The sequence below is a fragment of the Streptomyces wedmorensis genome (assembly GCF_000716445.1).
Taxonomy (GTDB): domain Bacteria; phylum Actinomycetota; class Actinomycetes; order Streptomycetales; family Streptomycetaceae; genus Streptomyces; species Streptomyces wedmorensis.
The window spans coordinates 1-24,133 of the sequence record NZ_JNWK01000083.1 but is presented as its reverse complement, the minus strand read 5'-3'; the positions used below and the strand labels follow the sequence as shown (position 1 = coordinate 24,133).

21 protein-coding genes are annotated in these 24,133 nt (G+C 73.2%); 13 read left to right on the top strand and 8 right to left on the bottom strand.

Annotation, left to right across the window (positions count from 1 at the left end):
• Positions 1-531: 531 nt before the first annotated feature.
• Positions 532-972, top strand: coding sequence for a subtilase-type protease inhibitor (locus tag OO54_RS38075; protein ID WP_033211643.1), 441 nt, complete (start codon positions 532-534; stop codon positions 970-972).
• Between the two features lie 99 nt (positions 973-1,071).
• On the opposite strand, the gene OO54_RS38070 is transcribed toward OO54_RS38075, so the two are convergent.
• Positions 1,072-3,105: a sialidase family protein gene (locus OO54_RS38070; RefSeq protein ID WP_033211641.1), complete on the bottom strand. Its 2,034-nt coding sequence runs from the start codon at positions 3,103-3,105 to the stop codon at positions 1,072-1,074.
• Here OO54_RS38070 and OO54_RS46160 point away from each other — a divergent pair.
• The gene (locus tag OO54_RS46160) at positions 3,104-3,319 is read left to right on the top strand and encodes a hypothetical protein (protein ID WP_157856591.1); all 216 of its coding nucleotides are present in this window, start codon (positions 3,104-3,106) and stop codon (positions 3,317-3,319) included. The genes OO54_RS38070 and OO54_RS46160 overlap by 2 nt on opposite strands.
• A gap of 132 nt (positions 3,320-3,451) precedes the next feature.
• Here OO54_RS46160 and OO54_RS38065 read toward each other — a convergent pair whose 3' ends face one another.
• Positions 3,452-5,302: a serine hydrolase domain-containing protein gene (locus tag OO54_RS38065; RefSeq protein WP_033211639.1), complete on the bottom strand. Its 1,851-nt coding sequence runs from the start codon at positions 5,300-5,302 to the stop codon at positions 3,452-3,454.
• A 117-nt stretch (positions 5,303-5,419) separates the two neighbouring features.
• Between OO54_RS38065 and OO54_RS38060 the strand changes: the two genes are divergently transcribed.
• From OO54_RS38060 to OO54_RS38050, 3 genes are all read left to right on the top strand, one after another.
• Positions 5,420-6,529 carry an NAD(P)H-dependent flavin oxidoreductase gene (locus tag OO54_RS38060; protein ID WP_033211638.1) on the top strand — a complete coding sequence of 370 codons (1,110 nt, stop codon included), beginning with the start codon at positions 5,420-5,422 and terminating at the stop codon, positions 6,527-6,529.
• Positions 6,526-8,076, top strand: coding sequence for an acyl-CoA synthetase (locus OO54_RS38055; protein ID WP_033211637.1), 1,551 nt, complete (start codon positions 6,526-6,528; stop codon positions 8,074-8,076). Before OO54_RS38060 ends, OO54_RS38055 begins: the two co-directional genes overlap by 4 nt.
• Positions 8,077-8,165: 89 nt before the next feature.
• Positions 8,166-8,834, top strand: a complete 669-nt coding sequence (locus OO54_RS38050) for a hypothetical protein (RefSeq protein WP_033211636.1) — start codon at positions 8,166-8,168, stop codon at positions 8,832-8,834.
• A 3-nt stretch (positions 8,835-8,837) separates the two neighbouring features.
• Here OO54_RS38050 and OO54_RS38045 read toward each other — a convergent pair whose 3' ends face one another.
• On the bottom strand, positions 8,838-9,677 hold the full coding sequence (locus OO54_RS38045) for a nitroreductase/quinone reductase family protein (RefSeq protein WP_078905569.1): 840 nt from the start codon (positions 9,675-9,677) through the stop codon (positions 8,838-8,840).
• A gap of 171 nt (positions 9,678-9,848) precedes the next feature.
• Between OO54_RS38045 and OO54_RS38040 the strand changes: the two genes are divergently transcribed.
• The 4 genes from OO54_RS38040 (at position 9,849) to OO54_RS38025 (ending at position 14,883) form a co-directional block, all read left to right on the top strand.
• A complete protein-coding gene (locus OO54_RS38040; RefSeq protein WP_051787761.1) occupies positions 9,849-10,253 on the top strand; it encodes a MarR family winged helix-turn-helix transcriptional regulator in 405 nt (134 codons plus the stop codon).
• Positions 10,254-10,595: 342 nt separating this feature from the next.
• Positions 10,596-12,905 (top strand): collagenase, encoded by a 2,310-nt coding sequence (locus OO54_RS38035; RefSeq protein WP_051787759.1) that lies wholly within the window; start codon positions 10,596-10,598, stop codon positions 12,903-12,905.
• 86 nt (positions 12,906-12,991) lie between these two features.
• On the top strand, positions 12,992-13,951 hold the full coding sequence (locus OO54_RS38030; RefSeq protein ID WP_033211632.1) for a proline racemase family protein: 960 nt from the start codon (positions 12,992-12,994) through the stop codon (positions 13,949-13,951).
• Positions 13,948-14,883 (top strand): ornithine cyclodeaminase family protein, encoded by a 936-nt coding sequence (locus OO54_RS38025; RefSeq protein ID WP_234439233.1) that lies wholly within the window; start codon positions 13,948-13,950, stop codon positions 14,881-14,883. The genes OO54_RS38030 and OO54_RS38025 overlap by 4 nt, the downstream gene beginning before the upstream one ends.
• 70 nt (positions 14,884-14,953) lie before the next feature.
• Here OO54_RS38025 and OO54_RS38020 read toward each other — a convergent pair whose 3' ends face one another.
• Genes OO54_RS38020 through OO54_RS38000 form a run of 5 tightly spaced genes read right to left on the bottom strand, consistent with a single transcriptional unit; the run spans position 14,954 to position 20,685 of the window.
• The gene (locus OO54_RS38020; protein WP_033211630.1) at positions 14,954-15,976 is read right to left on the bottom strand and encodes an ABC transporter ATP-binding protein; all 1,023 of its coding nucleotides are present in this window, start codon (positions 15,974-15,976) and stop codon (positions 14,954-14,956) included.
• Positions 15,973-17,007 carry an ABC transporter ATP-binding protein gene (locus OO54_RS38015; protein ID WP_033211628.1) on the bottom strand — a complete coding sequence of 345 codons (1,035 nt, stop codon included), beginning with the start codon at positions 17,005-17,007 and terminating at the stop codon, positions 15,973-15,975. The genes OO54_RS38020 and OO54_RS38015 overlap by 4 nt, the downstream gene beginning before the upstream one ends.
• Complete coding sequence (locus OO54_RS38010) at positions 17,007-17,993, bottom strand: ABC transporter permease (protein ID WP_033211623.1); 987 nt, start codon at positions 17,991-17,993, stop codon at positions 17,007-17,009. Before OO54_RS38010 ends, OO54_RS38015 begins: the two co-directional genes overlap by 1 nt.
• Complete coding sequence (locus OO54_RS38005) at positions 17,990-18,925, bottom strand: ABC transporter permease (RefSeq protein WP_033211621.1); 936 nt, start codon at positions 18,923-18,925, stop codon at positions 17,990-17,992. The genes OO54_RS38010 and OO54_RS38005 overlap by 4 nt, the downstream gene beginning before the upstream one ends.
• A gap of 14 nt (positions 18,926-18,939) precedes the next feature.
• The gene (locus tag OO54_RS38000; protein WP_033211619.1) at positions 18,940-20,685 is read right to left on the bottom strand and encodes an ABC transporter substrate-binding protein; all 1,746 of its coding nucleotides are present in this window, start codon (positions 20,683-20,685) and stop codon (positions 18,940-18,942) included.
• Between the two features lie 206 nt (positions 20,686-20,891).
• Here OO54_RS38000 and OO54_RS37995 point away from each other — a divergent pair, with 206 nt between their 5' ends.
• From OO54_RS37995 to OO54_RS47960, 4 genes are all read left to right on the top strand, one after another.
• Positions 20,892-22,061, top strand: coding sequence for an NAD(P)/FAD-dependent oxidoreductase (locus OO54_RS37995; RefSeq protein WP_033211617.1), 1,170 nt, complete (start codon positions 20,892-20,894; stop codon positions 22,059-22,061).
• A gap of 30 nt (positions 22,062-22,091) precedes the next feature.
• Positions 22,092-22,406 (top strand): (2Fe-2S)-binding protein, encoded by a 315-nt coding sequence (locus tag OO54_RS37990; protein WP_033211616.1) that lies wholly within the window; start codon positions 22,092-22,094, stop codon positions 22,404-22,406.
• Positions 22,387-23,874 carry an FAD/NAD(P)-dependent oxidoreductase gene (locus tag OO54_RS37985; protein ID WP_033211615.1) on the top strand — a complete coding sequence of 496 codons (1,488 nt, stop codon included), beginning with the start codon at positions 22,387-22,389 and terminating at the stop codon, positions 23,872-23,874. The genes OO54_RS37990 and OO54_RS37985 overlap by 20 nt, the downstream gene beginning before the upstream one ends.
• 102 nt (positions 23,875-23,976) lie before the next feature.
• Positions 23,977-24,133: dihydrodipicolinate synthase family protein (locus tag OO54_RS47960; protein WP_418953241.1), on the top strand; the 157-nt coding region annotated here is incomplete at its 3' end.

Sequence of the window (24,133 nt, the reverse complement as noted above, 5' to 3'; positions counted from 1 at the left end):
TCCTTATCCGACAGGATCAACTCGGCCTTCGGCCGCCCCGTACGTGCCATAGGGCAAGCCTATACATCTGAACAGAATTCCTGACTCAGAAGACTAGCGAACGTCCCCGGATCAGCGCCGGACAGGCCCGGTGCCGGACAGGCCCGGCGCCCGACGGGGCCGGCCGTCCCGGCGCCGTCGTCCCCGGGGCAGGCATCCCCGTGGCAGGCGTCCCCGCCGCCGTCGCCCACGGCAGACTTCCGGACGATCAAGCACCCGGGCAAGTGCTCCAACCTCGAACGTCTTTCGGGTTCTCGCAGGTGAAGCGGTCGTGCAAGCTTGTACGGCCCGGCGGCCGGGCGGGCCGGTCCGCCGTCGGGTCGCGGCCCGTACCCCTTCCCAGCTCCCCGAACGACCAGTCGGTAGGTCCGGATGCGTGTACGCGGCCGGAAAAGGGCGACGGATGTGCGATCACGCTGCGCGTCGACAAGACTCCACTCCGCAGCCGATCGGCTCGCACCCCCGTTCATCCCCTCGCGAAGGGACACCCCCGTGCGTTACTTCCGTACCCTCGGCGCCACCGTGCTCGCCACCGCCACCGGCCTCGCCCTCATCGGCACCGCCTACACCGGTGCGGCCGTGGCCTCACCCGCATCCCTCTACGCGCCGTCGGCACTCGTCCTCGCCGTCGGCGAGGGGGACAGCCCCGAGACGGCCACGATCGTCCGCGCCGTCACCCTGAGCTGCGCCCCCGTCCCCGGCGGAACCCACCCCAGCCCCGAGTCCGCGTGCGCCGAACTGGCCGCGACCGGAGGCGACCTGGGCGCCCTGACGGTCTTAGCGGGCGGCCGCCCCTGTACGCGCGAGTGGGCCCCGGTCACGGTCACCGGCGACGGCGTCTGGCAGGGCCGGAGGGTCTCCTGGTCGGAGACCTACGGCAACGCCTGCGAGCTGCGCGCCCGCACGGCCGCGGTGGCGGCCCTCAGCTTCTGACGGGTGCGCCGCCCGGCCGTGCCGTCCCTGATGGTGCGGCTCCCGGACGGAACGGCCGGAGCCCCTTCCGGGCCCCGGCCGTTCCGTCCGTCGGCCCGGCTACCAGATGGTGGAGAAGCCGAGGCGGAGCCGCTCGTCCGCCTTGGCCACCTCCAGGGAGCCGTCCTTGACCTGCCCCGCCTCCAGCGGGTCCAGGGCACGGCCGTAGAGCCGCACGTCGTCGAGGGTGCCGTGGAAGAGCTGCCCGACCCCGACCGGCTGGCTCGGGAAGTCGGGCCGCGCCCCGATGTGGACGTTGAACTGGCCGTCCGGTGTGAGGACCGTGTCGGTGGCCTTCGCGCCGGCGGGCATGACCGCCGTGGCCGGGGTGCCGCCGTCCATCGCCAGGCTGAGGGTGAGTCCCTTGCGCGTGAACACGACGTGGTGCCAGGCGTCGTCGTCGTACACGGCGGGCAGCGTCACCTCGGTGGAGCCGATGTCGGTGCCGACGGTGGCGCGGAGCACGCCCGCCTCGGGTTCGGCGCGGACCGAGAAGTGGCGGCCCTTCTTCGGGGGCTCGGAGCCCGGCATCCCGTACGCCCAGACGATCGGCAGGGTGCCGGTGGCGGCCTTGGGCAGGAACCAGGCCGTGACCGTGAAGTCCCCTGCCTCGTCGGGGCTGTCGACCCGCAGGGTCGGCGAGCAGACGAGGCGCAGGTAATCGTCCTGGCCGTCGAACTCCATCGCCTTGCCGGACAGGCGCGTCCCGAGCTGGGCGCCGCCGTGGATGACGGCGTGGTTGCCGGGCGTCCCCGCGGGCCGTTCGCGGGTGTCCGCCGTGCGGGGGCGGCGGAGTTCGGTCTTGGCGTCCTTCATGCCCTGCTCGGTGAAGGCCGCGAACACGACGTTGCCGTGCGGGATGTTGCCGGCCGTCTCGTACAGGATGCCGAGCGAGCCGTCGGAGAGCGCCGTCAGATCGGAGTAGCCGGCGCGCGCGGTCGTGACGAGGCTGCCGCGGGTCTCCCAGGTCTTCCCCTCGTCGAACGAGGAGCGGATCGCCAGCTCCCGCCGGTCCTCCAGTGGGTTCGGGCCGAGGCGGGAGGAGCCCGAGTACAGCAGCTGCGCGGGCTTGCCGTCGTGGTCCGGCGCGTGCAGGCGCAGCAGCGAGCCGTACACCGGGGACGTGTCCAGGTTGGCCACCGGGGCGAAGGGCGCCGCGAAGGTGGCGCCGCCGTCGGTGCTGGTGGCCGCCAGCCGGTGCTCGTTGGTGGTGCAGCGGGTGATCTCGGAATTGCGGGCGTTGACGTGGAGGCCGCCGTCGACGGTCTCGGCGACCGTCAGTTCGGCCGGGTAGGAGCCGGTGTCGGGCGTCTCGGAGACGGCGCCCATCCGCCAGGTGAGACCGCCGTCGTCGCTGTAGTAGAGCTGGCCGCCGGCCTTGCCCCCGCCGCGGTGGTCGCCGGGCACCACCAGTCGGCCGTGGTGGCCGGCGCGGCTGAGCTGGATGCCGTGCCCGGGACCGGTCGAGACCCAGAACCAGGCGGGGTCGTCGAGTTGGGGCTGCGGCACGCTCGCCGACCAGGTCACGCCGCCGTCCATGCTGTGGACGGCGTGCACGGTGCGGTCGTAGCCCTTGCGGTCCGGATCCGCCCGGTTGTGGTTCCAGTCGCTGCTGGAGTAGAGCAGCGTGATCCGGCCGGTGACGCCGTCCACGACCGGCGCGGGGTTGCCGTGTGCGAGCGAGTCGCCGCCGCCGACGACGACCGTCGGGGCCTCGTCCCAGGTCTTCCCGCCGTCGGTGGACCGCTTGAGGATGATGTCGTTGTCACCGACGTCGTCGCAGCCGGTCGCGACGTCCCGGTCGCGGCCCTCCGCGAAGGCCAGCAGCACCCCGGCCTTGGTGGTGACCAGGGCCGGGATCCGTGTGCAGTAGTAGGTGCCGCGGGCCGGGAACAACGTGGTGGAGACCTGGGGCGTGATCGTCGGCGGGCCGGCGACGGCCGTGGTGGCCGCGGTGGTCGCCGCGGCGGGCGTCTGCGGCGTGACGGCGAAGGCGACCGCGGCGAGGACGGCGAGGGAGAGCGCGCAGAGCCACGCGGACAGCGCGAAGCGGTGAGCGCCGCCCGGTGGGCGACGCTCGGACAGGGGCAGCATGAAGGAACACCTCGATACGAAGGCGGGAACGGAGGCGAGGGACGGTGGCGGCGCGGCCTCGGAGACGGTTGTGCCGTTCGTCGGCGGGCCGGTTGCGGCGGCCCCCGCGGAGCGGGACGTCACCGCGAACGGGCGACGACGACAGACGCTCGCCTCGGCGTTCGTCTCATCCCCCCCCGGTGAGATCACTCCGCCCGGACGGTACCTCAGATGATCATGTGCGCGCATGGCGTATGCAGGTACGGACGTCTCCCCGCCCGCTCCCGGCGTGCCTCGGAGGCGGTACGGCCTCCGAAGCGCGGCGTGCCTCGGAGGCGGTACGTCCCTGAAGCACGCCGTGCCCGGCTCAGTCTGCCGAGCGTTCCCACCCCCTGGCCTCGATCCGCGCCCCGTCGGCGGGCCGCGTCTCGTCGAACAGCGGCCGCCCCAGCGGGTCGAGGAGCCGCAGCCCGTCCACGTACACGCCGCGCCCGACGTACCGCCGGTCCGTGGTGTACCGCCAGCGCAGCGGCCCGGGCGCTTCGGGCAGGGGCGCGGACACGGTGTGCCAGCGGCGTCCGGACCAGCCGTCGACCGAGCCCGTCGGGTGCGGGAGGCGGCCGTCGGTGGTGAAGGGCACGGGCCGCCAGGTGGCGCCGCCGTCGGCAGAGGCCTCCAGGACGACGGGGTCGGTGCCGGGCTCGGTGTCCCACCACAGCGCGCACTCCAGGCGCGTGGCTCCGGCGATGCGAGGGAGCGTCAGGGTCGCGGTCGTGGCGCTCGTCATGCCGGCGAACCACGGGGGTCGTCCCTGGCCGGGCGGACCCGAGGGCTCGGCGGGGGTACGGCCTCGCGCGGGGCGCACCGGGACCGCGCGCGCCAGGGCGTCCGCCGTCGCGACGCGGGGCGCGGAGCCGGAGCGCCACGAGCGCACCGGGTGGACCGAGTTGCCGAGGACGACGAGGAAGGTGTCGGTGCTCGGGTCGAGGACGAGGCTGGTGCCGGTGAAGCCGGTGTGTCCGGCCGTGCGGGGAGTGGCCATCGCCCCCATGTACCAGTGCTGGTAGAGCTCGAAGCCGAGTCCGTGCTCGTCGCCGGGGAAGGCGGTGTTGAAGTCGGTGAACATCAGCTCCACGGAGGCGGGGGAGAGGATGCGGGCGCTTCCGTAGGCCCCGCCGTTGAGGAGGGTGCGGGCCAGGATCGCCAGGTCCCAGGCGCGGGAGAAGATCCCGGCGTGGCCGGCGACCCCGCCGAGGGCGTAGGCGTTCTCGTCGTGGACCTCGCCGTGGACCATGCCCCGGTCGAGGCCGGACCAGGGCGGGCGCGCGTCCTCGGTGGCGGCGATCTGCGGCCGCCACGAGAGCGGCGGATTGAAACGCGTGCGGTGCATCCCGAGCGGAGCGGTGATCTCGTCGTGGAGCAGGGTGTCCAGACCGCGAGCGGTGATCTCCTCCAGGATCAGCTGGAGCGAGATCAGGTTCAGATCCGAGTAGAGGTACGCCGACCCCGGCGGGCTCGCCGGCCGCTCGTTCCACAGCAGCCGCAGCTTCCCCTCCCGTGTCGGCTCCCGGTACAGCGGGATCCACGACCGGAACCCCGAGGTGTGGGTGAGCAGCTGGCGGACCGTGACGTCCTGCTTCCCCCCGCTCCCGAACTCCGGGAGGTACGCGGTGACCCGCGCCTCCAGGTCCAGGGTGCCGCGCTCGATCTGCTGCACCGCCAGGATCGAGGTGAACAGCTTGGAGACCGACGCCAGGTCGAAGACGGTGTCCTCGGCCATCCGGATCCGCCGGTCGGGCGGCAGCTCGACGCCGGTGTCCGTCTTCTCGTCGTACGCCGCGTACCGCACCGCCGAACCGATCGCCCGGTGCAGGGCGACCGTCCCGCCGCGCCCGGCGAGCAGGACGGCGCCCGCGTACCAGGGGTGCGTGGGGGAGGGGGACAGGAAACGCTCGGCCTCGGCGACCAGCGCGTCCAGGTGCGGCGCGAGCAGCCCGGCGCGCCCGGCAGAGCCGCGCCGCAGCGTGGTCCGCCGCGCGGCCCCGCCCGCGGCTCCGTCCCGAGCCGTGCCCCCGGCTCCCGACCCCGCGCCGCCCCGCTCCGGGGAGGCCGCGGCCCCCGGCACCGCACCGAGCATCAGCGCACCTCCGAGGACCGCCACCCCGCCGCCGAAGGCGCGCCGGCTCAGACCTCTGCTCTTCGTCACGTCGTCCGTCATGTCCACCCTCTCCCACGGCGGGCCCGGGGCGAACCGTGGCGTGCCGTACCCAAAGAATCTGACGATGCATCAGAAAAGGTCTTCCCTCCGCCGCGAGGCTGAGGCATCCTGCCGCCCATGAAGACGGAGCTGAGTCGCACCCTGGGGATCGAGCACGCCATCTTCGGCTTCACGCCCTTCCCCGCGGTGGCCGCCGCACTCACCAGAGCCGGCGGGTTCGGCGTCCTGGGCGCGGTCCGCTACACCGCCCCCGACGACCTCGCCCGGGACCTCGACTGGATGCAGGCGCACACCGACGGACTGCCGTACGGCCTCGACGTCGTGATGCCCGCGAAGAAGGTCGAAGGGGTGACCGAGGCCGAGGTCGAGGCCATGATCCCCGAGGAGCACCGGGCGTTCGTCCGCGCGACCCTCGCCAAGCACGGTGTCCCGGAACTCGCCGAGGGCGAGGCCTCCGGCTGGCGGATCACCGGCTGGATGGAGCAGGTCGCCCGCAACCAGCTGGACGTCGCCTTCGACTACCCCATCAAACTGCTCGCCAACGCCCTCGGCTCCCCGCCGCCGGACGTCGTCACCCGCGCCCACGACCACGGCGTCCTCGTCGCCGCCCTCGCCGGCAGCGCCCGCCACGCCCGACACCACGCCGAGGCCGGCATCGACGTCGTCGTCGCCCAGGGATACGAAGCGGGCGGCCACACCGGCGAGATCGCCTCCATGGTCCTCACCCCCGAGGTCGTCGACGCGGTCTCCCCGCTGCCCGTGCTCGCCGCCGGCGGCATCGGCAGCGGCGAGCAGATCGCCGCCGGACTCGCTCTCGGCGCACAGGGCGTCTGGCTCGGTTCGATCTGGCTCACCACCACCGAGGCCGAACTGCACTCCCGCGCCCTCACCGACAAGCTCCTCGCCGCCGGATCCGGCGACACGGTCCGCTCCCGTGCCCTGACCGGCAAGCCCGCCCGCCAGCTCCGCACCGAATGGACCGACGCCTGGGACGACCCGGCCGGCCCGGGCACGCTCCCCATGCCGCTCCAGGGACTCCTGGTCGCCGAGGCCGTCTCCCGCATCCAGCGCCACGAGGTCGAACCGCTCCTCGGCACCCCTGTCGGACAGATCGTCGGCCGGATGAACTCCGAGCGCAGCGTCCAGCAGGTCGTCGACGAGCTCACCCGGGGCTTCGAGCGGGCCGTCGACCGCATCAACCGCATCGCCGGACGGAGTTCCCAGTGAGCAACGGTCCCACCGGATTCTGGTCCCAGGCCGCCGCCGACCCCGGCCGTACGGTGCTCGTCGCGCCCGACGGCGAGGAATGGAGCGCCGGCCGGCTGCATGCCGAGGCCAACCGCCTCGTCCACGGCCTGCGCGCGGCCGGCCTGGAACGCGGCGACGCCTTCGCCGTCGTCCTGCCCAACGGCCCAGAGTTCTTCACGGCCCATCTGGCCGCCACCCAGGCCGGCTTCTACCTCGTCCCCGTCAACCACCACTTCGTCGGCCCCGAGATCGCCTGGATCGTCGCCGACTCCGGCGCGAAGGTCCTCCTCGCCCACGAGCGGTTCGCCGAGGCGGTCGCCCTCGCCGCCGACGAGGCCGGACTCGCGCCCACGCACCGGTACGCGGTGGGTGCCGTCCCCGGCTTCCGGCCGTACGCCGAACTCCTCGACGGCCAGGACGCGGCGGCACCCGCCGACCGCACCCTCGGCTGGGTCATGAACTACACCTCCGGCACCACCGGACGCCCCCGCGGCATCCGTCGCCCGCTCCCCGGGAGACTCCCCGAGGAGACCCATCTCGGCGGCTTCCTCGGCATCTTCGGCATCCGCCCGGCCGACGGCAACGTCCACCTGGTCTGCTCGCCGCTCTACCACACCGCCGTGCTCCAGTTCGCCGCCGCCGCCCTCCACATCGGGCACCCGCTCGTCCTCATGGACCGCTGGACGCCCGAGGAGATGCTGCGGCTCATCGACCGGTACGCCTGCACGCACACGCACATGGTCCCCACCCAGTTCCACCGCCTGCTCGCCCTCCCCGAGGACGTGCGCGAACGGTACGACGTCTCCTCGATGCGCCACGCCATCCACGGCGCCGCGCCCTGCCCCGAGCACGTCAAGCGGGCGATGATCGACTGGTGGGGCCGGTGCGTCGAGGAGTACTACGCGGCCAGCGAGGGCGGCGGCGCCTTCGCCACCGCCGAGGAGTGGCTGAAGCGGCCCGGTACGGTCGGCAAGGCGTGGCCCATCAGCGAACTCGCCGTCTTCGACGACGACGGGAAGCGGCTGCCGCCCGGCGAACTCGGCACCGTGTACCTGAAGATGAACACCGGGGGCTTCCAGTACCACAAGGACGAGGCCAAGACCGCGAAGAACCGCATCGGCGACTTCTTCACCGTCGGCGACCTCGGCGTCCTCGACGAGGACGGCTACCTCTACCTCCGCGACCGCAAGATCGACATGATCATCTCCGGCGGCGTCAACATCTACCCGGCCGAGATCGAGGCCGCGCTCCTCGCCCATCCCGCCGTCGCCGACGCCGCCGCCTTCGGCATCCCGCACGCCGACTGGGGGGAGGAGGTCAAGGCGGTCGTCGAGGCCGCCGAAGGCCACGAGCCCGGCCCCGAGCTCGCCGCCTCCATCCTCGCCCACTGCGCCGACCGCCTCGCCGGCTTCAAACGCCCCAAGTCGGTCGACTTCACCCCCGCCATGCCCCGCGACCCCAACGGCAAGCTCTACAAGCGCCGCCTCCGAGACCCCTACTGGGAGGGCTACGCCCGCCCCCTGTGACGTCACGCGCCCCGCACCCCGGGAAAATCCGGACGGGAGTACGGGTGGTGCGGGCTAGGGTGCGCTGCGGGATCGTTCGAGGGAGGCGCGTGGAGCAGCGGGTGCGGGTGCACGAGGTCCGCATGGGCGGGGCCGAGGTCAGGGTGATCCGGCCTGACCCGGTGCCGGAGCGGGTGGCGCTGCGGGACGACGGCCACTGGCTGTCGATGTACGTCGACCGCGACGGCGCCGAGCGCCTCACCGGCCTGTGGGCGCTGGCCGCCCGCTCCGCCCACTCCCTGGTCCATCTGCCGATCCGGGCCAATCCGGCCCCCGGCGGTGTCGTCGGCGACGGTGAACCGGTCGCGCTGGACCTGGTCCTGGCCCACCACAGCCTGCAGTTCCGCGCCACCTCGTGGAAGGAGGCCCGGGCGCGGCTCGGCCCCGGCCGGCCGCAGAGGGCGGCCACCCCGGACCGTGACTTCCCCGACGCGGGGGACATCGACCACGAACGCCGGTACCACCGGACGTACCGCGACCACCTCGGGTTCGACATCGCCGCCCACACGCTCTTCGTGGTGGGCAGCGCGACCGCCTTCCGCGAGCACGGCACCGTGCTGCGCGGCCTCGCCGACGAGGCCCCGTCCCACCGGAACCGGCATCCCGGAGACCGGCACCACTGCGTCGAGTTCACCTCGGGCCCGTGGTCGCGGCCGCGGACCCGGCGGAACGTGCCGGGCTCGCTGCACATCGAGTACTGCGACGCCTGGAGCGGCTGACCGTCACGCGTCCGGGGCCAGTGCCGGGAGCAACCGGGACTCCTCGTAGGCGAAGTGCTCCTCGAGGCGGTCGGCGAGGCGGTCGACCTCCGGCCGGAGGGCCGCGGGGGTGGCGCCGGAGGACAGGAGGACCTCCAGTTCGCCGACGGTACGGGCGACGACGTGGTGCTCGCGGCGGATGCGGTCCAGGGGGTCGGCGAGGTGGGGGAACTGCCGCTGGAGGAGGTCGAAGACGGAGTCCTCGTTGTGGTGGTGGGCGTGGAGCGCGCCGCAGAGGGTGAGGCAGTGGCGGGTGAGCTGTGGGCCGAGCGTGGGGGCCGGGGAGTCCAGGCCGGCGCGGAGTGCGGCGAGTTCGGTGCGGAGCTCCTCGTGGACCTTGACCAGGTGGGCGGCGATGGCCCGGTGACGGGCGGGGTCCGTGAGGTCCGTGCGGTGGAGGGCGACGACGGGGATGGGCCGGTCCGTGCCGGCCTGGTAGACGGCGAACGCGGGGTCCCGTTCGCACTGCTCCGCGAAGAGGCGCTCCCGTTCCTCGCCCTCCGTCACCACTGCCGTCGCCGCGAAACGCTCGACGGTGCCTTCCGGGGTGCCGAGCTCGACGGTCACATGGGCGTCGGCGCGGAGGTTGTGGAACCAGGCGGGGTGGTGCGGCCCGCCGCCGTTCGACGCGTAGACGAGGAGCCTGGCGCCGTCGCGTACGAACACGGCGGGGGTGGTGTGGGCGCGCCCGCTGCGGGCGCCGGTCGTGGTGAGCAGGAGTAAGGAGGCGCCGTCGAACATGCCGCCCACGCGGCCGCCGTGGGTGCGGAACTCGTCGATGACCTGCTGATTGAACCCGGACATGGCTGTGCCCTCCGTTAGCATCGATCCCGACAGATCTATTTGCTTTGAAAGCAAAGCTAAAAGGGAGGGTGTGCCGTGTCAACCGCGCGCGAGGGGGACGGGGGCTCCGGTGCGTCCGGGGGCGCCGCCGGACCGGACGTCGACGACGCCGTCCGTACGCTGCTGCTGCTCATGCCCCGCATGGTCGGCCGGGTGAAGCGCATCAGGATCCCCGACGAGCTGCGGTCGCTCACCCTCGCCCCCCGCCACCTCTCCCTCCTCGCCTACCTGCTCTTCGACGGGCCGCTCGGCGTCAACGAGCTCGCGGCCAGGCTGGAGGTGGCCCCGGCCACGGTGAGCCTGATGGTCGGCGACCTCGCCAAGCAGGGCGTCCTGGAGCGGACCGAGGACCCCGCCGACCGGAGGCGGAAGATCGTCTCGATCGCCGACGCCCACCGCCCGGCCATCGACGGCTGGCTCGGCCGCAGTGCCGGCGCCTGGCGCGCGGCCCTCGGCCCGCTCAGCCAGGCGGAACGCAGGATGTTCGTGGAGACCCTCGCCGCGTACGAACGCGGTCTCGCGGACTACGACGCATAGGGCGCACCTGGCGCCGAGGGCGTACGCGGAGAGGCGGGGAAACGGGCCGGCTCCCCGCTCGGGGGAGGCGGGGAAGCGGGCCGGCTCCCCCCGTGGGGGAGGGGGTGGCTCCCTGCCGGGAGGGGTGGTGGCGGAACTGATGTCGTCAGAGGGCTTGTCAGTGCAATTTCACATTACTATGTTACACCGCACACGGTCCGATGAACGTCTGTCATACGCCGTGCGAACCAGACCAGTTCGCGTACCCATCCCCACCAACCCCCCTCAACAGCAGGAGTTCTGTTGTCCCTCCACAGACGTGTGCGCTCGTCCCTGCTCGCCTCCGCCATCGCGGTGACGCTCATGGCCTCCGCCGGTCAGTCCGCCGTCACCGCGGCGGAAGCCGAGAACCGGCCCGCGCCGGCGACCCCGGTGGCCGGCCCGGCGGCGCCGCGGGCCGATGCCGAGGCCAACCCGTTCGACGAGGTCGAGCACCTCGCCACCGCCACCCGCAAGACCTTCGGGCCCGCGCCCGCCCCCGGCGGTCTCGCCGCCGGCCGCGTCGCCGGCAAGACCAAGGCCGACACCAAGGCCAAGACCGGCGCCACCGCCCGGACCCTCGCCGCGGCCGCCGACACCACCGCGGCGGGCGTGCCCTGCACCCTGGACGGCGTCACCGGCCTCACCGCCGAGCAGTTCGCCGCCTTCCTCGCCGACCCGGCCGTCACCACCGAATGCGTCAACGGCCTCGTCTGGACCTGGGACGCCCGGCTCGTCCCCGTGATGTCCGACGCCCACGTCCAGGCCGTCGCCCGACGCGCCGCGAGCCTGGCGCCGACCCACGACGGCAACAACTCCTCCCGCCTGGAGGGGATGTTCACGTACCTCCACGCCGTCGCGTACCACGACTTCTCCCGCGGCGAGATCGACGCCACCGACGCGCCCACCGTCGACGCGATACGCCAGGCGGTCGCCGCCTTCGGCGCCGCTCCGCGCACCTTCGACGTCACGAAGACCAACGCGAACACCCTCCGCGAGGCGCTGTACGCCGCCAGCGCGCCCGGCCTGCGCCAGCACCAGCTCGGCCTGATCAAGCGGGTCCTGGCCACCATGGACCCGGCGCACCCCGCCACGAACCTCGACCCGGCCTGGGCCGGAGCCGCGCTCGCCGGGCTCTCCGTCAACTACCTCGGCGTCTACCCGGGCAACCAGGACGCCGCCTTCCACGCGGCCGTCACCGCCGACCCGGCGTACCGCGCCGTCTTCAAGGACTTCGCCGGCTACGGCCACCTGAAGGGCACCGCCAACTCCTGGGTCGCCCGCGACGCCATCGGCGAGTACGGCCGCTTCGGCCAGATCGCGGGCCTCAGGGACGGGGTGGTCGCAGACCTCGGCACCCTGCTCGGCCAGACCGTCACCACCTTCGGCCGCGGCAGCGAGCAGTGGGCCAAGGTCGTCTCCTGGCTCAACTTCTACGAGGCCTGCAAGCCGTACGGCGTGTGCAAGGAGGACATCGAGAAGCAGCTCTTCCCGTACACGTACACCTACGACAACGGCGCCATCAAGGTCCGCACCGCGCTCGACCGCGCCACCGTCGACCAGCTGTACTACGCGAGCAAGCAGGTCAAGGCGCAGTACCACCGCGTCCTCGGCACCGACCGGCCGCTCGCGGCCGACCCCAACACCACCCTGAACATCGTCCTGTACGCCTCCCGCGCCGACTACGAGAACTACCACCCGATCCTCACCGGGTACGGCACGAACAACGGCGGCATCTACATCGAGAACGGCGCCACCTTCTACACGTACCAGCGCCGCGTCCCCCAGGACTCCAGCCTCACCCTGGAAGAGCTCTTCCGGCACGAGTACGTCCACTACCTCAACGGCCGCTTCGCCGTCCCCGGTTTCTTCGGCCAGGGCCCCTGGTACCAGGGCGACCGCACCACCGCCATGGACGAGGGCACCGCCGAGTTCTTCGACGGCGCCACCCGGGACAACGGCATCGCCGTCCGCAAGTCCCTCGTCCGCGGCATCATCAACGACACGGCCGGCGGCGGCCCCCGCATGAGCGTCCGCCGGCTCCTCCACGCCACCTACGACGGCGACGGCTTCCGCTTCTACAACTACGCGGGCACCTTCTTCGAGTTCCTCTGGACCGAGCGCCCCTCGCTGCTCCGCGAGATGTACACGCACCTGCGGAACGACGACGTCAGCGCCTACGACGCGTGGCGCGAGCGGCTGAGCGCCGACCCCGGCCTCCAGCAGGCGTACGACCGCTTCCTGGACGCCCAGATAGCCAAGGTCGACACGCTGTTCGTGCCGAACACCACGTACACGACCAACGGCTACCTGCGCGACTGGGACGTCAACGCCGTCCGCACCGCCTTCGCCAACGCCACCCAGAACACCCCCGACTGCGTCGAGGCCGGCGAGTACGGCAAGCGCCGCTTCGTCTGCACCGGCCGCATCACCGCCAACCTGTCGGACGCCGGCAACGCGGACAAGGTCTTCAAGGACATGTCCGAGACCGTCGACTACTTCATCCTCGACCGGGCGGGCGCCGCCACCAACAACCTCGCCGACATGAACTGTTCCTTCGGACCCGTCGACATCTGGTCCAGCCGGGTCGCGGGCACGTCGAGCTTCACCTGCGAGGGCCCGCTGCGCAGCTGACCACCCACCGTCCGGGCCGGCCACTCCACGGGGGGAGTGGCCGGCCCGGCACCCGTTCCCCCGCAACCCCTTCCCGGAGGCAGTACGTGAGCACCACCCCGCGATCGGTCCGCACCACCGACTACCACACCGCAGGCGAGCCCTTCAGGATCGTCGACGAGGACCTCCCCCCGATCCCCGGCGACACCGTCGCCGAGCGCCGCGCCCTCGCGCTGCGCCTCGGACCGCTCGACGAGCTGCGCCGGCTCCTCGTCCGGGAACCGCGCGGCCACTCCGGCATGTACGGCGGGTTCATCGTCCCGCCCGACGACGACGGCGCCCACTTCGGCGTGCTGTTCTGGCACAAGGACGGCTACTCCACCGCCTGCGGCCACGGCACGATGGCCCTCGGCGCCTGGGCCGTCGACACCGGACGCGTCCCCGCGCCCGACGACGGCTACGTCCCCGTCCGCATCGACGTACCCTCCGGCCGCGTCACCGCGACCGTCCACCGCGCCGGAGGCCGCACCACCGGCGTCACCTTCCGCAACGTCCCCACGCGCGTCCTCGCGCGCAAGGTCCCGGTCACCACCGCCTTCGGCACCGTCGAGGCGGACATCGCCGACTCCGGCGCCGTCTACGTCACCGTCCCCGCACGGGACCTGGGCCTCGACACCACCAGGGCCGCCCTGCCCGAACTCGTCAGGGCAGGGCGGGAGATCCGCGCCGCGCTCCCCGAGCACGACGTGTACGGCGTCATCCTCTACGACGACCTCCCCGACACCGCCGAAGGACCGCACCAGCGCAACGTCACCGTCTTCGCCGACGGCCAGATCGACCGCTCGCCCTGCGGGTCCGGCACCTCCGCCCGGCTCGCCCTGCTCGGCGAGGACGGCCGCCTCGACGGCGGCGCCACCCTCACCCACGAGTCCGTCGCCGACACCGTCTTCACCGGCCGGCTGCTGCCCGGCGGCGTCACCGAAGTCACCGGAGCCACCCACCGCACCGGCAGCCACACCTTCGTCCTCGACGCCCACGACGACCTGGGGACCGGGTTCCTGCTGTGACCGGGCTGCTCCACATCGACGCCGCCGCCATGACCCGCGTCCTGACGCCGGGAGCGACGGCCCGTGTCCTCGCCGACGTCCTGCTCGCCGGCTTCGACCCGGAGGCCGCGCCGCCCCGCACCTCCGTCCCCGTCCCGGCCGGCGAACTCCTCCTGATGCCCGCGGCCTTCGGCCCGCTCGCCGGAGTGAAGATCGCGGGCGTGGCCCCCGGCAACCAGGCCCTCGGCCTGCCGCGCATCACCGGCTCCTACCTGCTGCTCGACGGCGCGGACCTCCAGCCCCTCGCCCTCCTCGACGGAGCGGCCCTCACCGAGCTGCGCACCCCCGCCGTCTCCGCCCTCGCCGTCCACCACCTGACGCCGGACGACCGGCCCCGGCGCCTGGTGCTCTTCGGCACCGGGCCCCAGGCGTACGGACACCTGGAGGCCGTCCTCGCCGTCCGCCGGATCTCCGAGGCGGTCGTCGTCGGCCGCAACCCGATCGCCGCGCGCGCCCTCGCCGGGTACGCGCGGACGCTCGGCGCCACCGCCCGCACCGGCACACCCGAGGACGTCGCCACGGCGGACCTCGTCGTCTGCTGCACCACGGCCCGCGAACCCCTCTTCGACGGCACCCTGGTGGCCCCCGGCGCCACCGTCGTCGCGGTCGGCTCGCACGAGCCGGAGGCCAGGGAGACCGACACCGCCCTCGTCGCCCGCGCCGACGTGTACGTGGAGGCGCGCGCCGCCGCGCTCAGGGAGGCCGGTGACCTGCTCGTCCCGCTGGCCGAGGGGGCGATCGACCCGGACCACATCGCGGGCACCCTCGCCGACCTGGTGCGCGGTCACCGCGGCCCGGCGACGGACCGCCCGATGTTCTTCAAGAGCGTCGGCATGGCCTGGGAGGACCTCGCCGTCGCCGGCGCCCTCTACCAGGCGCTCCGCAAGACCTGACCACCCCTCCTCCCCGCAGAGACGAACGCCCCGGCCCGCACGCGCGGGACCGGGGCGTTCCGGCGGGGACTCAGCCCGTCTCGGGGAAGTGGCAGGCGACCTCCCGCGCCTCGCCGGCGGCGGCGATGCGCAGCAGCGGGGCCTCGGTGCGACAGATCTCCCGGGCCTTGGGACAGCGCGGGTGGAAGGTGCAGCCCGGCGGGGGAGCGGCCGGGCTCGGCGGGTCCCCGAGCAGGGTGATCCGTTCCCGGGCCCGCTCGGCCGCGGGGTCGGGCAGGGGCACGGCGGACAGCAGCGCCCGGGTGTACGGGTGGGCGGGAGCCGCGTACACCCGCTCCTTCACGCCGACCTCCACGATCCGGCCGAGGTACATCACGGCGACCCGGTCGCAGACCCGCTTCACGACCGACAGGTCGTGGGCGATGAAGAGGTAGGCGAGACCGAGTTCGCGCTGGAGCCGTTCCATCAGATTGACGATCTGCGCCTGCACGGAGACGTCGAGGGCCGAGACGGGTTCGTCGGCGACGACCAGCCGGGGGCCGGTGGCCAGCGCGCGGGCGATGCCGATGCGCTGGGCCTGGCCGCCGGAGAACTCGTGCGGGTAGCGGTCGATGTGCTCCGGGATCAGCCCGACGAGTTCCATCAGCTCCCGCGCCCGTGTGCGGGCGTCCGCCGCCGAACTGCCCTGGACCAGCAGCGGATCGGCGATGATCCGGGCCACCGACTGGCGCGGGTTGAGCGAGGAGTGCGGGTCCTGGAAGACCATCTGCATCTCGCGCCGCAGGGGCTTGAGCGCCCGCTGCGAGAGACGGGTGACGTCCCGGCCCGCGTAGGTGACGGAGCCCGAGGTCGGCTCCAGGAGCCGCACGATCATGCGGCCGGTGGTCGACTTGCCGCAGCCGGACTCGCCGACCAGGCCCAGGGTCTCGCCCTCGGCGACCTCGAAGGAGACGCCGTCGACGGCCCGGACCGGTGCCGAACGGCGGCGGCCCGGAAAGGTCATGGTCAGATCGCTCACCCGCAGCAGCGGCGGGGTGGAGGCGTGGTCCGGCGCGGGCGCCGGGTGCGGCAGCGCCGCGTGGGCGGTGGTCATGAGTCGACCCCTTCGTACGGGGAAGGCGCGGCTGACAGCGCCGGGAACGACGGGAAGTGGCAGGCGGCGGCGTGTCCTTCGGGCCCGCCGAGCCCGGGGCGTTCGCTCGCGCACCGCTCCCGTTCCGCGTCGGTGCCGGCGGCGGCCCGCGGGCAGCGCGGAGCGAAGGCGCAGCCGGGCGCCGGTTCGAGGAGTGACGGCGGGCTGCCGGGGATCGCCCGCAGCGGTACGTCGTCGGGGTCGTCGAGCCGGGGCAGCGAGTCGAGCAGGCCCCGCGTGTACGGGTGCGCGGGTTCGGTGAACAGCGTGTCCACCGGGGCTCGTTCGGCCGCCCGCCCGCCGTACATCACGAGCACCTCGTGCGCGACCCGGGCCACCACGCCCAGGTCGTGCGTGATCATCACGACGGAGAGCCGCCGTTCCTCCTGGAGCCGGGCCAGCAGGTCGAGGATCTGGGCCTGGACGGTGACGTCGAGCGCGGTGGTCGGCTCGTCGGCGATGAGCAGCTCCGGTTCGCAGACCAGCGCCATCGCGATCATCACCCGCTGGCGCATGCCGCCGGAGAACTGGTGCGGGTACTCGCCGACCCGGCGCTTCGGCTCGGGGATGCCGACCTCGGCGAGCGCCTCGACGGCGCGGGCGCGGGCGGCGGCCCGCCGGGAACCGAAGTGCACCCGGTGGTGCTCGGCGATCTGCTCGCCGACCGTGTAGTACGGGTGGAGGCTGGACAGCGGGTCCTGGAAGATCATCGCCATCCGGCGGCCGCGCAGCCGGTTGAGCTCGCGGTCCGGCAGGCCGACGAGCTCGCGCCCGTCGAGCGTGACGGACCCGGAGACCTCGGCGCCGGTGTGCAGTCCCATGACGGCGAGCGAGGTCACGGACTTGCCGGAGCCGGACTCGCCGACGATGCCGAGGGTGCGCCCGTGCGGCACGTCGAAGGACAGGGAGTCCACGGCCCGGACGGGGCCGCGCGGGGTCGGGAAGGTGACCGTGAGGTCGCGGACCCGCAGCAGGGGTTCGGGTGCGGCCATCAGTACCTCACTCGCGGGTCGACGACGGCGTACAGCAGGTCGACGGCCAGGTTGGCGACGACGATGAAGGTGGCGGCGAGCAGGGTCACCCCGAGGATGACGGGCTGGTCGCCGGTGCTGAGGGCGCCGTAGAAGAGGCGCCCGATGCCGGGGAGTCCGAAGAGGGACTCGGTGATGACGGCGCCCGCGAGGAGCCCGCCGAGGTCCATGCCGAAGATGGTGAGGACCGGGGTCATGCCGGCCCGCAGACCGTGCTTGACGACGACGGTGCGGCGCGGGAGGCCTTTGGCGCGGGCGGTCCTGATGTACGGCTCCGCCATGGACTCGATCATCGAACCGCGGCTCTGCCGGGCGTACATGGCCGCGTAGAGCACGGCCAGCGCCAGCCAGGGCAGCAGCAGGTTGGAGGCCCAGGACAGCGGGTCGGCGGTGAAGGGGACGTACTGCGGGTAGGGCAGGAGTCCGGTGAGCCGGATCAGCCCGTAGATGAGCAGCACCGAGGTGAAGTACACCGGCAGGGAGGCGGCGGCGACCGCGCCGACCATGAGGACCCGGTCGGTCAGGGTGTCCTTGCGGAGCGCGGCCGTGACCCCGGCGGTCAGGCCGAGGAGCAGCCAGAGCACGGCGGCGCCGACGGCGAGCGAGGCCGAGACCGGCAGCCGGTCGACGAGCAGGTCCCAGACGCCCTCGCTGTTCTCGTAGGAGTAGCCGAGACAGGGGAAGTCGCAGCGCAGGGCGTACTGGCCGCTGCCGGTGGTGCGGCCGGTGAAGATGCCGGTGACGAAGTCGCCGAACTGGCGCCACAGCGGGGCGTCGAGGCCCATGTGGGCGCGGATCGCCTCCAGGCGTTCGTCGCTGCACGCCTTGCCGCAGGCCGCGGCGGCCGGGTCGGAGGGCAGCACGTAGAAGATGACGAAGGTGACGGCGGCGATCGCGAGGAGGACGCCGATCACCCCGAGCAGCCGGCGGCCGAGGTAGAGGATCACGAGCGGCCCCCTCGCGGGTCGAGGATGTCGCGCAGGGCGTCGCCGAGGAGGGTGAACGCGAGCACGGTGAGGAAGAGGCAGACGCTGGGGACGAGGAAGTACATCGGGTCGGTGTCGTAGTAGGCGACGCTCTCCGCGATCATCTGGCCCCAGGACGGGGTCGGCGGGCGGACGCCGACGCCGAGGTAGCTGAGGGCGGCCTCGGTGGCGATCATGCCGGGGATCATCAGCGTGGTGTACGCGATGACGGGTCCGGCGACGCCCGGGAGGATGTCGCGGGCGAGGATCCGCCAGGGGCCGGAGCCGCCGACGCGGGCCGCGTCGACGTACTCGCGGTGCTTGAGCGAGAGGGTCTGGCCCCGCACGACCCGGGCCACGCCGGGCCAGCCGAAGAGGCCGATGACCAGGATCATCAGGAGGGTCCGGTCGACGTCCCGGGCCACCGACATCATCGCGATCATGAAGATGAGGGACGGGAAGGACATGGTGAGGTCCATCAGCCGGGACAGCGCCGTGTCGGTGCGGCCCCCGAAGTAACCGGCGGCGACGCCGGCGGCGACGCCCGCCACCACGACGATCGCGGTGGCGGCGAAGGCGATGAGCAGCGACACCTGGGCACCGTGCACGACGCGGGCGAACAGGTCGCGTCCGGTGACGGGTTCGACGCCGAGCCAGTGCTCGGCGGAGACCCCGCCGAGCGGCCCGATCGGCAGTCCGCCGAGGTAGGGGTCGACGGCGGACTTGTCGAACTCCTCCGGGCCCCAGCCGCCCAGCGCGCTGATCAGCGGCGCGGCGACGGTCATCAGGGCGAAGAACGCGACGACGGCGACGGAGACCTTCAGCGAGGTGCGGCGGCGCAGTTCCGCGCGGACCGACCGCCAGGCCCCGCTGCCTCCGGACACCGGAGGGGAGGAGGTGGTGGTGAGTGTCATGGGAGGGGCGTCCTTCAGTTCGCGCTCTTCGACGGGTCCTTGAGACCGACGGTCGCGTAGTCGAGCTGGCCGCTCCAGGAGGTGTGCCCGAAGGCTCCGGCGACGTTGGTGCCGATGAGGAGCGTGCGGCGCTTGGAGGCTCCGGGGGCGACCGGGGCCTTGGCGAGGATCTGCCCGTCGAGCTCCTGCCACGCCTTGTTGGCCTGGGCTCCGTCGGACATGGCGGCGATCTCGTCCATCCGCTCGATGGTGGCGTCGTCCTTGAAGAGGGAGTGGTTGCCGGAGTTGCCCTTCGCCTTGATGAACCGCCCGTCGAAGACGAAGGGGAGGAAGGTGGAGCCGGACGGGTAGTCGGGGCACCAGCCCGTGTAGACGAGGTCCGTGCGGCTCTTGGTGTCGCCGATGGTGTCGTAGAAGGCCGACGGGTCGACGGTCTCGATGGTCACCTTGATGCCGGCCCGGCCCAGGGACTCCTGGACGGCCTCGCCGATGCGCTTGTCGTTCATGGAGACGGTGAGGCGGGTGGAGAACCCGTCGGCCTTCCCGGCCTCCTTGAGGAGCTGCTTGGCCTTCTCGACGTCGCCGGAGAGCGGGATCTTCAGCGTGTCGGGCTGCGTGCCGCCGGTGAAGAGGGCGCCGGGCATGGCGGCGGTGGAGGCGTCGACGACCGCCGGGCCGCCGGCGGCGGTGACGATGGCCTCGCGGTCGAGGGCGTACTGCACGGCCTGGCGGACCTTGAGGTCGTCGAAGGGGGCGCGGCCGGTGTGCATCTGGACCATCTCGGTGCAGCTGCTGGACTCGGCGAGCAGCCGGGCCTTCACGTCGGCCTTGGTCAGCACCTTGGAGATGGACTCGGGGCGGAGCTGGGCCCAGGAGACGGCCGAGGCGTCGGCGCCGGAGGAGGCGATCAGACGGTCGTCGATCTGGTTGCCCTTGAGGCCCATGGTGACGACGATCCGGTCCGGGTACGCCTTGCGGACGGAGTCGCTCCCGGGGTCCCAGTGGGTGTTGCGGACCAGGACGAGCTGCTTGTCGCGGGCGTACGTCTCGATCTTGTACGGGCCCGAGGAGAACGGGCGGCTGTCGTACTGCGGGCCCTTGTCCCGCGGCTTCGGCACGGGGGCGAAGGTCGGGAGGGTGGCGGCGAAAGGGAACTCCGCGAAGGCGGTGTGCAGTTCGAAGACGATCGTGCGGTCGTCCGGGGTCTTCACCGAATCGAGGTGCCTGCCCTCGGCCGGGCCCCGGTAGTCCTTGCCGCCGACGAGGTAGCGGGCCGCGTAGTCGGGGCCGCCGGGCAGGTCGGGGGAGAAGGAGCGCTCGACGTTGTGCTTGATGTCCCGGGAGGTGATCGGGGTGCCGTCCTCGTACTTCAGGCCGGGCTTGAGGCGGAAGGTCCAGGTCTTGGCGCCGTCGGAGGGCGTGCCGAGGTCCTCGGCGAGGTCGGGGACCAGTTCGGTGCCCTTGGCGCCGGGCTGCGCCGCGTAGGTGACGAGGGTGCGGTAGAGGAGCCGGGTGCCGAAGTCCATGTCGGGCATGACCCAGTTGCGGGCCGGGTCGAGGTGGGTGAAGTCCTGGTTGGACAGGACGGTGAGGGTGCCTCCCCGCTGCGGGGTGCCGCCGACGACCGCGCCGTTGTTGGAGGTCGCGGGGTTCTTGCGGTCCCGGGAGCCGTCGGACTTCTTGCCGTCGGAACAGCCCGTCATGCCGAGGGCCAGGGTCGTCACCAGGGCGGTGGCCAAGGTGTACGTGCGCTTGTTCATGGGTGGTCACTCCGGGAGCAGCGGTTCGGCCAGCCGACGAGGGCTGGAATGTGACCGGTAACATAGTAATGTGAAATTGTACTGACAACCCATCGGCGGCTCCGTTATCCATCCGTGTCCGAAGGTCGCCCGGGGATGCGAGTGGCGACTGCGATCCTCCGCTGGAGGGGCTTGGCAACTCCAGTGCCATGTGAAATATTACTGCTGTGCCCACGAGAAAACCCTCGGATGTCATCGTCGTCGGCGCCGGCGTCGTCGGCGCGGCCTGCGCCTACTACGCCGCCCTCGCCGGCCTCTCCGTCACCGTCGTCGACCGCGGTCCCGTCGCCGGCGGAACGACCGGAGCGGGCGAGGGGAACCTCCTGGTGTCCGACAAGGAACCAGGACCGGAACTCGAACTCGCCCTGCTCGCCACCACCCTGTGGCGAGAACTGGCCGACCTGCTCCCGCCGCAGGTCGAGTACGAGGCCAAGGGCGGCCTCGTCGTCGCCTCGGGCGAGTCCGGGATGCGGGCCCTGCGGGAGTTCGCGGCCCGTCAGGAGAAGGCGGGCGTCACCGCCCAGGAGGTCCCCGGGGACCGGCTCCACGACCTGGAGCCCCACCTCGCTCCTGGACTGGCAGGGGGCTTCCTCTATCCGCAGGACGCCCAGGTGATGCCCGCCCACGCCGCCGCCCGGCTGCTGCGCGCCGGCGGCGACCGGATCCGGCTGCACCTCGGAGAAGAGGTCACCGCACTGCTCACCGGCCCGGGCGGCGAGATCCGCGGCGTACGGACCACCGCAGGCGACCTCCACGCCCCGCACGTGGTCAACGCCGCCGGCACCTGGGGCGGCACACTCGCCGAACTCGCGGGCGTGCACCTGCCCGTACTGCCCCGCAGGGGCTTCGTCCTCGTCACCGAACCGCTGCCTCGCGTGGTGCGGCACAAGGTCTACGCCGCCGACTACGTGGCGGACGTCGCCAGCGGCTCCGCCGCCCTCCAGACCTCGGCGGTCGTCGAGGGCACCCCCGCGGGGCCCGTCCTGATCGGCGCGAGCCGGGAGCGCGTCGGCTTCGACCGGACGCTCTCCACCGAGGTGCTCCGCCGTCTCGCCGCCGGGGCCACCGCTCTGTTCCCGGTCCTCGGCACCGTCCGGGCCATCCGGACCTACCTCGGCTTCCGCCCCTACCTGCCCGACCACCTGCCCGCCATCGGCCCCGACCCGCGCGCCCCCGGGCTGCTGCACGCCTGCGGCCACGAAGGAGCGGGCATCGGCCTCGCACCGGTGACCGGCCTCGTCGTCGCGGCCTGCCTGACCGGCGCCGAACCGCCCCTGGACATCCACCCGTTCCGCCCCGACCGCTTCCCCGCACCCGAGTCCACGCCCGCGCCCTGAGGCTCGCGCACCGTCACGAGAGGAGGGCCCGTGGCCCGCACCCCCGCCGACCTCGTCGGCGCACGACCCGATCCGCCGTTCGAGATCACCTTCGACGGCCGGCGCGTCACCGCCCTGCCCGGCCAGACCGTCGCCGCCGCCCTCTGGGGCGCCGGCATCCTCGCCTGGCGCACCACCCGGGACGGCGGCCGGCCGCGCGGCGCCTTCTGCGGCATCGGGCAGTGCTACGACTGCCTCGCCACCGTCAACGGCGAGCCCAACCGCCGCGCCTGCCTGGTCCCCGCCCGCCCCGGCGACGCGATCACCACCCAGGAAGGACACGGCCATGACCACCTCGCCGTCTGAACCGGGCGCGCCGCGGGCGCGGAACACGCGCGACGACACGTACGACCTCGCCGTCGTCGGCGCGGGCTCCGCGGGACTCGCCGGTGCCGTCACCGCCGCCGGACTCGGCCTCTCCGTGGCCCTCCTCGACGCGTCCGCCCACACCGGGGGACAGTTCTACCGGCACCCCGCCCCCGCCCTGGGCGCGGTACGGCCCGAGGCGCTCCACCACGACTGGTCCGCCTTCTCCGACCTGCGGCGACGCCTGGCCGAGAGCTCCGTCACCCACCTGTCGGGGCACCACGTGTGGTCCACGGTGCCGGAGGCCGACGGCACGTGGACGGTGCACGCGGTCACCGGCGCCGACGGCGCCGCAGAGCGACCCGCCCGCGTCCGGGCCCGGGCGCTGCTCCTCGCCACCGGCGCGTACGAGCGCCAACTGCCCTTCCCCGGCTGGACCCTGCCCGGCGTCGTCGGCGCCGGCGGGGCGCAGGCCATGCTCAAGTCCGGTCTCGTCCTGCCCGGCCGCCGCATCGTCGTCGCGGGCAGCGGACCCCTGCTGCTCGCCGTCGCCTCGTCCCTCGCGGCGGCGGGTGCGCGGGTGCCCGCCGTGGTCGAGGCCGCCGGCTACCTGCGCTACGCCCGCAGCCCCCGGGCACTCGTGACCAACCCCCGCAAGGCGGCCGAGGCCCTGGTGCACGGGGCCGCACTGCTCAGGCACCGCGTGCGGGTGCTGCCGGGCCGTGCGGTCACCGAGGTCCACGGCACCGACCGGGTGGAGGCCGTCACCGTCAGCCGACTGGACGGCGACTGGCGTCCGCTGCCGGGGACGGGCCGCCGCATCGCCTGCGACGCGCTGGCCGTCGGGCACGGACTCGTCCCCCAGATCGAGTTGGCCACGGCCGTCGGCTGCGCCACCCGTCCGCTCCCGGACGGGACCCTGGGCCTCGCCCTGGACGACCTCCAGGAGACCTCGGTGGCCGGACTCTGGGCGGCGGGTGAGACCGGCGGCGTGGGAGGCGCCGAACTCGCCCGCACCGAGGGCGAGGTGGCGGGCATCGCGATCGCCGCCCGGCTGCGGGGCCGTCAGGGGGCCACGGGCCGGACCGCCGGACTCCGGCGCCGCAGGGACCGGATGCGGGCCTTCGCCGACGTGATGGCCACGGCGCACGCCCCCGGCCCCGGATGGACCGCCTGGCTGGACGACGACACGGACGTCTGCCGCTGCGAGGAGGTGCCCGCCGGGCGCGTCCGCGAGGCCGTCGCCGACCTCGGGGCGCGGGACGCGCGGACCGTCAAGCTCCTCACCCGGGCCGGCATGGGCTGGTGCCAGGGGCGGATGTGCGGGACCGCCGTCGCCTGCCTCGCAGCGCGTGACGGCGTGGCCGAACCACCCTCCGAGCGCCGCCCGTTCGCCGTCCCGGTCAGCCTCGCGGCGCTCGCCGCACTCGAAGGAACGGCGGACACCCCGCACCCCGAAGCCCCCTAGGGCCCGTCCGGCGGATCAGGGCCGGACAGGCCCCTAGGGCCTGTGAAGGGCCTCTCTCTTGACCCTCTATAAAATGTCACACATTACAGAAAGGTCGTCGACATGACCACCACCACCTGGAACACCGACCGTCCCTGGCGCGGCATCATGGTCGCCACCACCCTCCCCTTCCGCGGCGACGGCTCCGTCGACCACGACGCCTACGCCGAGCACGTGGCCTGGCTGATCGCCAACGGCTGCGACGGGGTCGTCCCGAACG

Excerpts from the sequence above, each read along its gene's own strand:
- OO54_RS38020 (WP_033211630.1), bottom strand. The coding sequence starts at position 15,976 with ATGACCACCGCCCACGCGGCGCTGCCGCACCCGGCGCCCGCGCCGGAC.
- OO54_RS38060 (WP_033211638.1), top strand. The coding sequence starts at position 5,420 with ATGAAGACGGAGCTGAGTCGCACCCTGGGGATCGAGCACGCCATCTTC.
- OO54_RS38015 (WP_033211628.1), bottom strand. The coding sequence starts at position 17,007 with ATGGCCGCACCCGAACCCCTGCTGCGGGTCCGCGACCTCACGGTCACC.
- OO54_RS37985 (WP_033211615.1), top strand. The coding sequence starts at position 22,387 with ATGACCACCTCGCCGTCTGAACCGGGCGCGCCGCGGGCGCGGAACACG.
- OO54_RS38070 (WP_033211641.1), bottom strand. The coding sequence starts at position 3,105 with ATGCTGCCCCTGTCCGAGCGTCGCCCACCGGGCGGCGCTCACCGCTTC.
- OO54_RS38005 (WP_033211621.1), bottom strand. The coding sequence starts at position 18,925 with ATGACACTCACCACCACCTCCTCCCCTCCGGTGTCCGGAGGCAGCGGG.
- OO54_RS38040 (WP_051787761.1), top strand. The coding sequence starts at position 9,849 with ATGCCCCGCATGGTCGGCCGGGTGAAGCGCATCAGGATCCCCGACGAG.
- OO54_RS38065 (WP_033211639.1), bottom strand. The coding sequence starts at position 5,302 with ATGACGGACGACGTGACGAAGAGCAGAGGTCTGAGCCGGCGCGCCTTC.
- OO54_RS46160 (WP_157856591.1), top strand. The coding sequence starts at position 3,104 with ATGAAGGAACACCTCGATACGAAGGCGGGAACGGAGGCGAGGGACGGT.
- OO54_RS38045 (WP_078905569.1), bottom strand. The coding sequence starts at position 9,677 with ATGTCCGGGTTCAATCAGCAGGTCATCGACGAGTTCCGCACCCACGGC.
- OO54_RS38000 (WP_033211619.1), bottom strand. The coding sequence starts at position 20,685 with ATGAACAAGCGCACGTACACCTTGGCCACCGCCCTGGTGACGACCCTG.
- OO54_RS38035 (WP_051787759.1), top strand. The coding sequence starts at position 10,596 with ATGGCCTCCGCCGGTCAGTCCGCCGTCACCGCGGCGGAAGCCGAGAAC.